The 14,016-nt window shown below is 53.0% G+C and carries 6 protein-coding genes; all 6 read left to right on the top strand.

Going from position 1 to position 14,016, the window contains the following annotated elements; genetic code table 11:
- The first annotated feature begins 25 nt into the window (after positions 1-25).
- From B212_RS0119280 to B212_RS33280, 6 genes are read left to right on the top strand one after another with little or no spacing between them, the layout of a single operon-like run.
- The gene (locus tag B212_RS0119280) at positions 26-1,117 is read left to right on the top strand and encodes a hypothetical protein (protein WP_019912643.1); all 1,092 of its coding nucleotides are present in this window, start codon (positions 26-28) and stop codon (positions 1,115-1,117) included.
- Between the two features lie 24 nt (positions 1,118-1,141).
- A complete protein-coding gene (locus tag B212_RS0119275) occupies positions 1,142-2,224 on the top strand; it encodes a Gfo/Idh/MocA family protein (protein WP_019912642.1) in 1,083 nt (360 codons plus the stop codon).
- Positions 2,221-3,168, top strand: coding sequence for an ROK family protein (locus B212_RS0119270; RefSeq protein ID WP_019912641.1), 948 nt, complete (start codon positions 2,221-2,223; stop codon positions 3,166-3,168). The genes B212_RS0119275 and B212_RS0119270 overlap by 4 nt, the downstream gene beginning before the upstream one ends.
- Positions 3,161-4,342, top strand: a complete 1,182-nt coding sequence (locus B212_RS0119265) for a DegT/DnrJ/EryC1/StrS family aminotransferase (RefSeq protein WP_019912640.1) — start codon at positions 3,161-3,163, stop codon at positions 4,340-4,342. The genes B212_RS0119270 and B212_RS0119265 overlap by 8 nt, the downstream gene beginning before the upstream one ends.
- Positions 4,343-4,367: 25 nt before the next feature.
- On the top strand, positions 4,368-8,663 hold the full coding sequence (locus tag B212_RS0119260; protein ID WP_019912639.1) for a non-ribosomal peptide synthetase: 4,296 nt from the start codon (positions 4,368-4,370) through the stop codon (positions 8,661-8,663).
- 42 nt (positions 8,664-8,705) lie between these two features.
- Positions 8,706-14,015, top strand: coding sequence for a non-ribosomal peptide synthetase (locus B212_RS33280; protein WP_019912638.1), 5,310 nt, complete (start codon positions 8,706-8,708; stop codon positions 14,013-14,015).
- Position 14,016 lies beyond the last annotated feature (1 nt).

Raw genomic sequence — 14,016 nt, 5'->3', positions numbered from 1 at the left:
AGAGTGAATCGGGGAGGTGACTATTTTGAAAGAGTTTTCACTCCAGGCGGAGCCTTTTAATGGAACATGGGTGGATTGTGTGTGCAACAACGCAATCTCCATATTGATGGTGCATGACAGAAATTTCGAATATTTACCCTGTCTCGCGGACGCAAGGTACCGGTTGTTCTCCTATGGCAACTGCAATGAGAGCATTGAATTTCCTCCCGGCAGCAGCAATATTGTCACTCCGCTTCTTGATCTGGCGAGAACGCTCGATTTGTCTCCCTATCTGGACTATGAAACCCTGACGCCTGACAAAAATGATCCTGTTCATCAGATCATCAAGGACTGCTTGCACAGCGGTTTTTATCTCTTTGTCAATGTGGACCGTTTCTATTATCCTTCCGGCGTTGACGCAGGTAAAAATCATCTTAAGCACCCTGCTTTCATATATGGCTACAATGACGGGGAGAATGCCTACTTGTTGATTGAAGATTGCATACAGCCGAGCAAAATGGAAAATTACATGCTCCCGTATGATTATTTTGACGAGGCAATCGCTGCTGCTGATTCCGGGACCGGCACCTACAATATCGTGTTGGTCCGCAGCAAGGATCAAGAGCAGCGGTTTTTTTCCAGCTATACGAAGGATCAGATGCGCGGTAACTTGGGATTTCTCTTACAGGAGGAGGAAAGCCCGTTTATAGATCCTTCCATTTCTTCAGTGGATACTGGAGTAACGGTAGCGTATGGTCTGCCTATGATCCGGCATTTCGCGGAAATGCTGGAGCAGAGATTGGCGGGAATCCTCAACGATGATTTCGAACATAGAGCGCTCGCAATCAAGAATCCATACTATTACCGCAAATCAACGGTTCAATTGCCGTTTCTTCTTCATCGGATGAACGGGCTTGATGAACGGCACTTCCAAAGTCTGACGGACGAATACAAAAAGCTGTGCAATGATTGGAATGTATGTGGAAACACCCTGATTAAGTATTATTACAAACTCAAATACAGGATGGAATTGAACGGGATAGCTCAGAGTGAAATGGACACCTTGAAGCGGCTCCTTGTCAAGCTGTACGAAAAGGAAAGAGTCTTAATAGACAAGACCAGGGCAGTCTTGGGTTAACCCAATCATGAGAGGATGAGAGCATTGTCCAATACAACAAATGTTTCCATTGGAATAATCGGAGCAGGCTGGGTTGCCGAGCATGCGCATCTCCCCAGTTTTTTATCAATGGAGGGCGTTTCTATTGGAGCCGTGTATGATACGGAATTGTCCAGGGCTGCGCATTTGGCTGAACAAGCCGGGGCCAGGGCGTGCACCAGCCTTTCTGAGATCGACCAGATTCCCTTAGATGGTGTCCTTGTATGCACACCCAATCACACGCATTACGAAATAGCCAAGTACTTTCTGCAACAAGGCATCCATGTTCTGTGTGAGAAGCCTATGACGACAACGGCGGAAGAAGCGGTCTCATTGCGAAGGATCGCGGAGGTCTCCGGGGCTGTACTGTTAATGGGTTTCGTGAACCGTTACCGGGACGATATCCGCGAATTGCGCTCTAGAATCACATCGGGCCACATTGGAGATGTGCAGGTATGTGAGGTCATTTGGCGCAGAAAGAAGGGGATTCCCCGCCCCGGAAGCTGGTTTACGCAGCAAAAGCTGTCTGGAGGAGGTGTGCTTATTGACCTTGGAAGCCACATGATTGACCAGATGCTTTTTCTGACGGATGCTCCAGAACCGGTTGCTTGTCTGGCTGGCCTCCATTCCCGGCCGGTCCAGCAGGGCGGTTATTCCAACTGGCTCGGCAGCGTCGAATCACAAACGGTTGAGGTTGAGGATACGGCGATTGGGATGATTCAATTTGCCAATGGAATGCTGGGCCGGATTCATGTGAGCTGGCAGGATGATGTGGAGGGCGATGCTGTGGAAATCCACCTGAAAGGCAACCGGGGCAGCATGATTCTCCGCACCCTGTTTGGCTTCAGCAATCAGGGCTTGTACAAACAGCCTTCCTTGCAGTTCAGCCGGGCGGGCGAAGACCCGGAGTGGTTCACATTCCCGCCGAAAACGGATGTGCTCATTGAGTTCAGGCGGCAGGCACAACATTTCGTAGATTGCATCCGGGAGACGAAACAGCCTTACATTACCGCCGGGGATGGGGAAAGGGTCATTCGTCTGATTCAGCTCCTCTATCAATCTGCCCATAAAGGGCTTGTTGCCACATGACAGATGCTCTTATCTCCATGGATTTGGGAGGCTCGGCTGTGAGGCTGGCAATGTTCGACAGCGGCAGCATGACAATGGAGGATTCCGTCAAAATTGAACTGGGTGCTGAGACGGAACCGCCCGACGCCATCTCGCGGATCGCCAGTGTCATCGGCAGGTGGGAGCAGAATCGGGAAGGGTCCATTCAGACTGTGGTGGCCGGTCTTGCAGGACTGCACGATGCTGCCGGAACAATTATCGCTTGGCCGAACCGCCCCGCTTGGAACGGGTTTCCTTTTCGTGATGCATTCACAAGTGCGACAGGCAAGCCCATTGTTCTGTTTGATGATGCCAATTTGGCGGCTATGGGCGAATACCGCTTTGGATTAACCCAACCGGTGAATCCTCTGCTGTATGTAGTAGTGGGAACCGGGATCGGCAGCGCCCTGGTTCTGCAGGGGGAAGTATACAAAGGAGCAAGGGGAGCCAGCGGTGAACTGGGCCATATTACGGTGGACCCGAATGGAGAGCGCTGCCCTTGCGGAGGATTTGGCTGCTTGCAATTGTACGCGTCCGGAAGAGCAATTGAACGTATGGCAATAGCCGCAGGCTTGCCCATTACGAAAGCAAGCGATGTGTTCCGGCTATCTGCTCATGGAAATGAAGCGGCCCGGACAATCATTCAAAATTCGCTCAGACTGCTTGCCATAGGCATTGCGAATGCCGTCCGCTTATTCGACCCGGTATCGGTGGTAATCGGTGGCGGAATGGTGAGCAGATTTCCTGAAGTCTACCGTTCCCTGGAGACAACCATCCAGCATATCCTGGGAACCTTGCCACAAAAAAATGTACAGGTATCACTGTCTGTCCTCCGAGAGGATGCTGCGCTTTGGGGCGGTCTTGCATATGGTCTGCAACAAGTATTCATAAAAAACAAAGAAATGGAAGGTGTTCACAATGAGTAACATGACAAACCGGTTCCCCAACTGGCCAATGGCTACCGAGAGTGAAGAAAAAGAACTGCTGGAAGCGCTGTACAGCAACCAATGGTGGCGCATGACAGGAATCAAGGTGAAGGAATTTGAACGGATATTTGCAGAAATGCATAATACCAAATATGCACTGGGGGTAACAAACGGTACCAACGCTATCGACATCCTTCTTAAGAGCTTCAAGGTAAAGGAAGGCGACGAAGTCATTGTTCCTGCATTTACGTTTATCTCAACAGCGTTGCCGGTGATGAGTCTTGGAGCTATCCCTGTTCCGGTAGATATTGATCCCGGCACTTTTTGCCTTGATCCAGACAAGGTGCGGGAAGCCGTCACCGAGAGAACCGTAGGCATCATTCCTGTTCATATGGCCGGCCATCTGTGCGATATGGACCGTCTGATGGAAATTGCCGGCGAATTCAACCTGTTTGTTATGGAAGATGCTTGCCATGCCCACGGAGGAGAATGGAAAGGCAAACGTGCCGGCAGTATAGGTGATGCAGGGGTCTTCAGCTTCCAGCAATTCAAGCTGATGACGGCTGGAGAAGGCGGGGCGCTTGTTACCAATTCTCAGGAGCTGTATGATCTGGCCTTTTTGTATCACAATGTGGGCCGGCCTTTCGGTGACAAGAAATATCAGCATCTCGTTGAAGGAACCAATTACCGTCTTTCCGAATTCCAGGCGGCAGTCTTGCTACCGCAGGCAGGACGTCTCGATGAACAAAACCAACGGCGTGAGCGCAATGCGCAGATTCTAAATGAGGAGATCCAGAACATCGAGGGGATCGTTCCGCAGGGCCGCCTTGAAGCATGTACGCTTCATACATATTACATGTACATGTTTTACTACAATCCGGGGAAATTTGGCGGAATCAGCAGAGAACGGTTTGTTGAGCTGCTGAATGAGCAAGGAATTCCTGCATATATTGCCTATACCCAAATCCATGATACGCCTATATTCAAAGAGTATGCCGCTAACCTGGACGGCAGCTATTCCTTCCCGAATCAACTGAATTGCCCGGCTTCCAAGAAGGTGGCGGAAGAAGTCATTTGGATTCATCATCGCGCCTTGCTTGGCGATGAGGAGACGACGAGAGGAATTGCGCGGACAATTCGTGAAATTCAATCCGGTGTTGAAGCGAGAATTTAAACGGTCTTAAGGAGGAATTCTGACTATGCATCGAACGATCCAGACCCATCGGGATGAAATCGAAGAAAAGCTCAAAGCGGTTTGGAGAGAGATACTTCAAATCGGTGAGGTTGGAATAAACGATCATTTTTTTGAAGTGGGCGGTCATTCATTAAAAGCTTTAGAGCTTGAGGTCAGAATTGGAATTGAGTTCGAGATCGAAATCTCTCTGGAGAATATATTTGGACACCTGACGATCAAGGAGCTTGCTGACTATATTTGCAGCGCAGAGAAAGATAAGCTCTCTGTCATTAAACCTGCATCGGAAAGAGCGTATTATCCGGTCTCCTGGACTCAAAAGAACATGTATTTCTCCGCGGCCAGTGGCATAGAGCAGTACGTGATGGATATGCGAAGCCTGGATTATGACATTGACCCGGATGATCTGGAGCAGGCCGTCTACACTATCATTAAGCGGCATCAATTGCTGCGGACCACATTCGAGATCAGAGATGAGGAAGTCGTACAAGTTGTACATGACGAAATTGACTGGTTCCGGATCAAGTCCTGGGAAGCGCCTGAGGAGAACGCCCTGCAAGAGGCATTTATCCGGAATTGCGTGGGGGAATTCAACCGGCCCTATCCCCTCCATGAGCTTCCCCTTTTTCGCATTGGACTTGTGCGCGTGCCTCACCAGGGCTGTCTGTTGCTTATCCATTTCCATCATATTATCTTCGATGCGTATTCCATTAAGCTGGTATATCAGGAATTGGAATGTATCCGGGAGAGACGGCTGCTGCCGCCTCTTCACCTGCAGTACGTTGATTATTGCGTATGGCAAAAAGAACTGAAAGCGACCGTGGAGTATGAGAAAAGATGGGCCTTCTGGTTGGATATGTTTGCCGGTGAACATCCGCAATTGAATTTACCGTTTGACCGCCCGCGCTCTAACCGTCTGCTATCGGCCTACGGAGTCCGTAATATACGCCTGAAGCGTGAGCTTATTGAACAAATCCACGATACCGCTACCCGTTATCAGGCCACGCCTAGTATTTTTTTGACAGCCGTCTACGGGTTGTTTCTTTCCAAATATACGGCACAGTCCGATATTTCGCTCGGCATACTCTCCTCCCGCAGGTACAGTGGATTAGAGAATAGCATCGGTATGTTTATTCGTCCGGTACCCATCCGGTTTCAGGCGGCTGCGGATCAGACCTTTTCCGAATATCTGCAGCAGGTAAAGAGACATTTCATAGGTGTACTTGAACATCAGGAGTGCGATGTCGATGAAATTGAGGAAGAGATTTGCCGTCTAAAGGGAATCTCCAGGACAGAGCATCCGCTGTATCGTGTTTCCTTAAATTTTCATACGGAGCTGGAATCAATATTAGAATCATTTATCTCCGGTGAAGACGATGTGCTGCAGACCCGAAATACGCTGGATATCGCCTGCGGCTTCTATATGCTCGGTACCGGAGAAGCGTGTCTGAACATGGAATACAATCTGGACTTGTTTGATCCCGGGACGGTAGAGCGAATGGGAGACCACTTTATGGGACTGCTGCAAGCTGTCCTGTCAGAACCGGAGGGTAAGATTGGACGGTATAGCTTGCTGTCACACGAAGAGCGGCACCTAATTATGCATGTTTTTAACGATTCCGCTTCAGATCTTGTGGTGGAACAAACCTTGCAGTCCATTTTTGAACAGCAGGCTGAGAAAGCCGGAGACACTCTTGCGGTCAAGTATCAGGGTCATTCGCTCACATACGGGGAACTGAACCATAGAGCCAACCAATTGTCGCGGGTACTTATGAATAATGGTGTCGGGGCCGGTTCGGTTGTCGGAATACGGCTGGAGCGTTCCCTTGAGATGATGGTCGGCCTCCTGGCGATCCTAAAAGCAGGGGGGGCATACCTGCCGATGAGTGCGGACGATCCGCAGGATCGGGTGTCATTTATCTTGGAAGACAGTCAGGCTAAGCTTCTGCTTGTTGATGCGGCAACGAGGATGGACGGCTGGAAACCGGAATGCCTGATGCTCAATATCCAAGATCCGTCGCTCTATCAGGGAGACAATACCAATCCGGCACCGGGAAGCGGGCCCGGCGATCTGGCATATATCATCTATACTTCCGGCTCTACCGGCACTCCCAAAGGCGTCATGGTCGAGCATCATTCCGTTGTCAACCGGATTGCCTGGATGCACAGACAGTTTCCGATCGGCGAACAGGATTGCATCCTCCAAAAGACGCCCTATACCTTTGATGTTTCAGTTTGGGAGCTTTTCGGCTGGTATTATAACGGAGCCAGTCTTTGTTTTTTGCCGCCGGGTATGGAAAAGGACCCTGAAATGATCTTGACAACGATTGCCCGTGAGCAGGTCACGCTTGTACACTTTGTCCCCTCCCTTCTGAACGGACTTCTTTCCTATATGGAGCCGCATATGGCAGCGGAGGCGGAGCGGCTGTCCAGTCTGCGTTACCTGCTTGTTAGCGGAGAAACGCTTCTTCCCAGCACCGTGAACCTGTTCAATCAGACTCTCTTTTCGGTCAATGCTACCAGGCTCATTAATCTATACGGCCCGACGGAAGCCACTGTGGAGGTATCATGGTTCGATTGTTCCGAACCCGCTGGGGGAAGCGAGTCCCATAACCTGATCCCAATCGGGAAACCCATTGACAATATCCGCTTGTACATTGTTGACGGGGAGGATGAGCTGCAACCTATCGGAGTTCCCGGACAACTGCTGATTTCCGGAATCGGGGTTGCACGCGGTTATTTGAACCGCGCCGGTCTGACAGCGGACCACTTTGTTCAGGACCCTTGGGTCAAAGGTAATAGAATGTACCGGACAGGCGATTTGGCGCGCTGGATGTCGGAGGGGAACGTCGAGTACCTGGGCAGAATGGACGAGCAGGTGAAAATCCGGGGGGTGCGTATCGAGCTGGGAGAAATCGAAAATATAGCGCTCCAATGGCAAGAGGTTGAAGCAGCAGTTGCGGCCGTTAAAGAGATCAGTGCCGGCGATCAGGCTCTTTGCCTCTATTATGTGTCTAGACACGGGCTGGACGCTGAAGAGCTGAGGAGCTATCTCGTCAAGAAGCTTCCACGGCTGATGGTGCCGGATTATATTATGGGGGTTCCGAAGATTCCGCTCAATTCCAGTGGAAAAACCGACAGGAGGCTGTTGCCTGTACCTGAGATTAGCATCCATCAGACTGGGGATGATGTGCCTGCAGATGAGGTCGAGACGCAGTTGGCCCAAATATGCCAGGAAGTGCTGCATCTCGCAGCGGTTGGCGTTCGGACCAATCTGTTTTCGGCTGGAGCCAATTCCCTGAAGATTATCCTGATTGCAGCCAGAATCCGTCAAGACATGGGTGTCGATCTTCCGGTAAGCGAGGTTTATACTAAACAGACAATTGCTGAAATAGCCGCGTTCATCCGGACTGAGGTTTTGCAAGCGCCATTGAAGAGTGAACACGAACTGATCTTGATTCATAAGGGAGCGCCGGAAGCTCCTTTTCTTTTTTTTATCCACGATATCAGCGGAAGCATTGATGCTTATTTCGGGCTTGCGGCTCGTCTGGGCGACAAGTATACCTGCTACGGTGTTCCTGCGGAGACCTCTGGCCGTCAATGGGAGCACGGCATCACCGTGGAAGAACTTGCCGGAACCTATCTTGCCAAAATCAAAAAAATTCAGGAAAACGGGCCATACTCGCTGGCAGGCTGGAGTTTGGGTGGCCTGCTGGCGTATGAGATCGCCAGACAAATTGAAGCTGAAGGCGATGATGTGAGCATGCTCGCCTTGATTGATTCCTCCCACCCGGGAATGCACCGTCATCTGCAGACGCCTGATGAAGCAGGAATTGAAACCTTCAGGCGGCAGATGGAGGAAGCGCTGCCTGGTTATGAATGGATCGCCGGGCTGCGGGAGGAAACCACATTATACGGTTTGTACAAAAAGCTTGCCCGGCACATGGAAGCAAGCGGCCTTGGCTATGAGGCACTGGAAACTTTGGTCCCGCTGGACATTATGCGGGCAATTCCAGCGTATGCGCAGCGCAGCACAAATGACTTTTACCATTATGTGAATCTGTTTATCGACCTGCAGCATGCCTATGTTCATTACAATCCGGTGCGCAAGGTATTCGCACAGGCCTACTTAATCAAGGCGGCAGAATCAAGCGGGGTCGCCGAGAACGGTTGGAACACATTTTTTTACCGTCCCGTCATCCTCCGGGAGGTTAACGGCGATCATTATTCCGTCTTCAGGGAACCGGATCTTGCCGGTTTAACTGAAGTCTTTGAAACTATAGGTGTCGAGAATATAGAGTAGCGGCACAACGTATGCCTATTTTATCGCTAAAGGAGAACGATCATGAAACAGGAGCCTTCCGGTGTTAGCCATACAGAGGGACCCTTGCAGGTGCAACCTGCACAGTCAGCGTTGGATGGGCAAGTGGGCGAATACTGGCGTTCCATTATAGATAACAGCACGCCGTTAAATATGCCTTTGGATTATGTCCGTCCGGCTGTCAAAAGCTGCGCAGTAGAGGTTGTCATGCTCCAGACAAGCGAGGAGCTCACCTGCAAGCTTGAGCGTTTAGCGGAGAGTGAAGCGGTATCTGTTGAGATCATGCTGCTTGCATGTTACATTGTGCTGCTCTCTAAATATGCAGGACAGCATACCGTCCTGGTCGGCTGGGAGTACGGCTCGCTTCTGCGGCCCGGCGTGGAGGGGGATGCGGGCCTTACCGTTCTGGCGGGGCAGGTGAATGGGACTGCAACTTGGCAAGAGTATGTTAAGAACATTAAGGCTATTTGTATGCAAGCCAGGAATTGCCAGCACATCCCTTATGCCGAAGTGGTGAAGAAGCTGGAGCTTGACCGTGATCCGAGCAGAAATCCCCTGTTCGATGCCTTATTTCAGACGGGTGTCGTCAAAACGGGTCTGGATAAATATGATTTTGCATTAGCTGCCGAAAGAGCAGTGAATGGGATTCAACTGAAATTGGAGTACGATACAGCTCTGTTCTCAAAAGGCTCGATGGAGCGGTTCCTTCACCATTATGTGCATATTGTGGCGGATTTGTCCGATCATCCGGACCGGCGGCTGTCGGAGATTGACATGCTGTCGGAGGCGGAGCGCGAACGGCTGGTTCAGCAGTGGAACCAAACCTCTATTCCCTATCCTTACGGGAAGAGCATCCCCGGGCTGCTGGAAGAGCAGGTTCTGAAGCGGCCGGAGGAGATCGCGGTCTCGCTGGGAGCTGAACGCTTGACCTACCGTCAGCTTCACGAGCAGTCCAACCGCNTCGCACATGCGCTTCATGCCAGGGGCATCGGGGAAGAGGAGGTTGTGGCCGTCATGGCGGAGCGGTCGCTGGAGCTGATAGTCGCTGTGCTCGGGGTGCTCAAAGCGGGAGCGGCCTACACTCCGGTTGATCCCGATTATCCGGCAGAGCGGCTCCGGTACCTGCTGCGCCATTCCCGGGCCAAGCTGCTGCTTATGCAGCACAAGCTCAGGGACCGCGTGGCGGAACCCGAAGCGGAGGCTGTAGCCGTCGAGGAGCTGCTGGCGGCGGAGTTGCCGGACGGGAACCTGCCGCTTCCCTACCGGCCTGAACGGCTGATGTACGTGCTCTATACGTCAGGGTCGACGGGGAATCCGAAGGGGGCTATGATCCCTTCGCATTCGTTCATGAATCTGCTCCACTGGTACACGCGGGAGTTCGCCTTCACTGCCGGGGAGCGCATCCTGCAAATTGCCTCGGCGAGCTTCGACCTGGCGCAGAAGAATCTGTATGCGGCGCTGGTGACCGGTGGACGGCTGGTGCTGTTCGAGCCGGGCCTGTACGATTATGAGCACATGGCAGAGACCATCGAGCGGGAAGGCATTACGGTGATTAACTGCACGCCCAGCGCGTTCTACCCGCTGGTGGAATGCGCGGCAGACAGCGGATATCGGGGGCTGAGAAGCCTGCGCGCCGTGTTCCTCGGCGGAGAGCCGATCCATATGACCCGGCTGGGACCCTGGCTGCGCAGCGGCGTGTGCCGGGCAGACATCATCAACACCTACGGCCCGACCGAGTGTACGGATGTTGCTTCCTATTACCGGCTGCGGGGGGAAGACTGGACGGGCGGGGATGAGCTGCCCATCGGCCAACCGATTGACAACGTGCGGCTGTATGTGGTGGACTCAGAACTGAAGCTTGTCCCTGAAGGTGTGGAAGGGGAGCTGTGCATCGGGGGCGTCGGCGTGGGGCGCGGGTATTACCATTCGCCAGAGCTGACAGAGGCCCGCTTCGTGCATAGCGTGGACCTGCCGGAAGAGACGGTGTACCGGACAGGGGATATTGTGAAGCGGCGGCCGGATGGCCATGTAGTATTCATCGGGCGGGTGGACCACCAGGTGAAGGTGCGGGGGTTCCGCATTGAGATTGAGGAGATTGAGCGGAAGCTTCTGGACAGCGCCCGGGTACACGAAGCGGTGGTAACCGCCGGACAAGATGCAGCGGGAGACACTATGCTGTGCGCCTATGTGGTGGCAGCCATTGGCACCACCGCAGAGCAGGTGCGCGGGGAGCTGGAGGAGAAGCTGCCCGTCTATATGATTCCGCAGCACGTGGTGCTGCTGGAGGCCATGCCGCTGACGCCAAACGGAAAACTGGACCGGCGGGCATTGCCGGAGCCGGTCCCGGCGGGAGAGAATGCAGCGGGAGCCGAGGCTGTGCTCACGGATGAGATTGAGCAGCAATTAGTCCTGCTCTGGCAGGAGGTGCTGGGCGTGGGGGCGATAGGCCCGGAGGATAACTTCTTCCGGCTGGGCGGCCACTCGCTGAAGGCGATAGCCCTGCTTGCCCGCCTGAAGAAGGCGTTCGGGGTCAGTGTCCCGATTCAGAAGCTGTTCCGGGCGCCGACGGTCCGGCAGCTTGCCGGGGTGATCCGGGAAGCGCCGAAGCAGCCCTTCGTGTCCATCCCGCGGGCAGACCCGCAGCAGGCGTATTATCGGCTCTCTTCGCAGCAGGAGCGGCTGTATGTCCTGCAGCAATTCGAGGCGATTGGCACCGCCTACAATGTCACATGGGCCGCGCAGGTGCAGGGACCGTTTGACCCGGTCCGCTGCGAGGCGGCGTTTGCGGCGGTAAGTCAGCGTCATGAATCGCTGCGGACCTGCTTCGAAATGATCGGCGATACCGTCTTCCAGAACGTGCTGCCCCAGGCCACCGGATTCTTCGAGTATGAGGAGGTGCCCGGGGGCGATTACCGGTCCCTGATCGGACCGTTTGTCCGTCCATTTGAGCTGAGGACAGGCCCGCTGTTCCGCGTCAAGGTGGTGCGGACAGGCCGGGAGGAGCATCTCCTGCTGCTGGATATGCATCACATGATTACAGACGGAGTATCCCAGGATATTGTGCTGAAAGAGTTCACGGCGTTCTATGAAGGTAGGGCTCTGGAACCGCTGCGGATGCAGTACAAGGACTACGCCATCTGGCAATCCGGGCAGAACGGTACAATGCAGGAGCAGGGGCACTACTGGCTGGAGCAGTTCCAAGGCGAGCTGCCGGTGCTGAATCTGTCGCCGGATTATCCCCGGCCGTTGGTCCAGAGCTTCGAAGGGGATAAGCTAAGCATCCGGCTGGATGCAGAGCGGTCCGCGCAGGTGAAGAAGCTTGCGGAGGCAACGGGCACGACGCTGTTTATCGTTTTGCTTGCTGCGTATGATGTGCTGCTGCACAAATATACGGGGCAAGAGGACCTCATCGTGGGATCGCCGTTTGCGGGAAGAAGACACGCCGAGCTTGAGCCTACGGTGGGAATGTTCGTCAATACCGTGGCGCTGCGGAGCTTCCCGCACAGGGATAAGACTGTGCGGAGCTTCCTGTCCGAAGTGAAGGAGAGCTGTCTGAAAGCCTATGAGCATCAGGAATTTTCATTCGAGCAATTAATTGAGAAGCTGCAGTTGCCCCGGGATTTCAGCCGGAATCCGCTGTTTGACACGATGTTTGTGCTACAGAATATGGAGGGATATACCCCGAGCATAAGCAATGTGCACATGACTGCTTACCCGATCAACAACGGCATTTCCAAATTCGATCTTACGCTGGAAGCGGCCGAAAGCGGAGACGGCAGTCTGCGCCTGAGCCTGGAGTTCAGTACGAAATTGTTCCGCAGAGAGACGCTGGAGCGGTTCCTTCACCATTATATGTATATTGTAGCGGATCTGCCGGATCATCTGGACGGGCGGCTGTCGGAGATTGACATGCTGTCGGAGGCGGAGCGCGAACGGCTGGTTCAGCAGTGGAACCATACACAGATTTCTGCTTCCCCAGAGAAGCCTGCTGCGCGGAACGGGCACATGGAACAGGCAACGGGTTCTCAGAGTGTGTATTATCCGGCTTCCCCGGCGCAGCAAAGAATATTTATGGCGGATAAGCTGTCGGGAAGAGGCACGGCTTACAACGTCCCTGTCATCCGCAGAATTAAGGGTGTGCTTGATACCGAGCAGCTTGGCGAGGCCTTGAAAAAACTTGTCAACCGACATGAATCGCTGCGCACCACCTTCGAGCTGGATACGGACAGCGGCATGCTGAGACAACAGGTCCATTCTGTCGTTTCGTTTACTGTTCCGGTTTATAAGCTAAGCGAAACAGAGACAGAACTTCTGATCCAGGACTTTGTCCGACCGTTCCGTCTCGATAAGCCGCCCCTTTTGCGGACCGCACTCATACGGCTTACAGACCGGGAAGAAACCGTACTGATTATTGATATGCATCACATCATCACAGACGGTAACTCTGTAAACATTCTGCTGAGGGAACTGGCGGCTCTGTATGAGCACAGAGAACTGGCTGCGGTGAAGCTTCAATATAAAGATTATGCGGGAAGGCAGAGCCAACTGGTGGGCACCGAGGAATGGAACAAGCAGGAGGAGTACTGGCTGGGGGTATTTCAAGAGCCTGTCGCTGCGCATCCTTGGGGCGTCCGCCGTACAGAACACCGGGCAGGGGAAGATCCCTCCCGAACCGTCTATTTCGCCATGGATGAACATACCGCCTGTGAACTGCACCATCTGGCGCAGTCGACAGAATCAACACTGTTTATGGTGCTGATGGCTGCATTCACCGCCTTGCTGTCCAAGCTGTCGGATTGCGAGGATATCGTCGTAGGCATGCCAACATCGGGAAGGCATCATGAGGGACTGGAAAATATAGTCGGCATGCTGGTCAATACGCTGGCGGTCCGCTTCTTTGCCTGCCGTAATCTGTCGTTCCGGGACTATTTGAATCAAGTGAAAGAAAGGCTGATTCAAGCCTATGAAAATCAGGATTATCCGCTTGACAGTCTGGTGGAGAAACTGAACGTATCCCGCAAGCTTCAGGGAAATCCATTATTCAATGTAATGTTTCAATTCGCTGAAATGGAGGCACCGGAACACATTGGCGCTATTGACATGGTCCCGTTCGGACATGACAGTGTGCCGGGCAAATTCGATCTTCACTTCGTCGTAGTGCAAGAGAGCAGTACGTTGGGGCTTGAAATAACATATTTCGAATCGTTGTTCTCCGGAGAAGCTATCCATGAAATGATTAGCGGCTTTGTAGAGATTATACAGATTATTACCAGTAATCCGGAAACGGGACTGGGAGATTTAGTGAAGAGCCAGAGCGTGCTTCCGTCAACATGAA

The sequence above is a fragment of the Paenibacillus sp. HW567 genome (assembly GCF_000374185.1).
Classification (GTDB): Bacteria; Bacillota; Bacilli; order Paenibacillales; family Paenibacillaceae; genus Paenibacillus_AQ.
The sequence above is the reverse complement of the archived record's forward strand: the minus strand, read 5'-3'. Positions and strand labels throughout refer to the sequence as shown.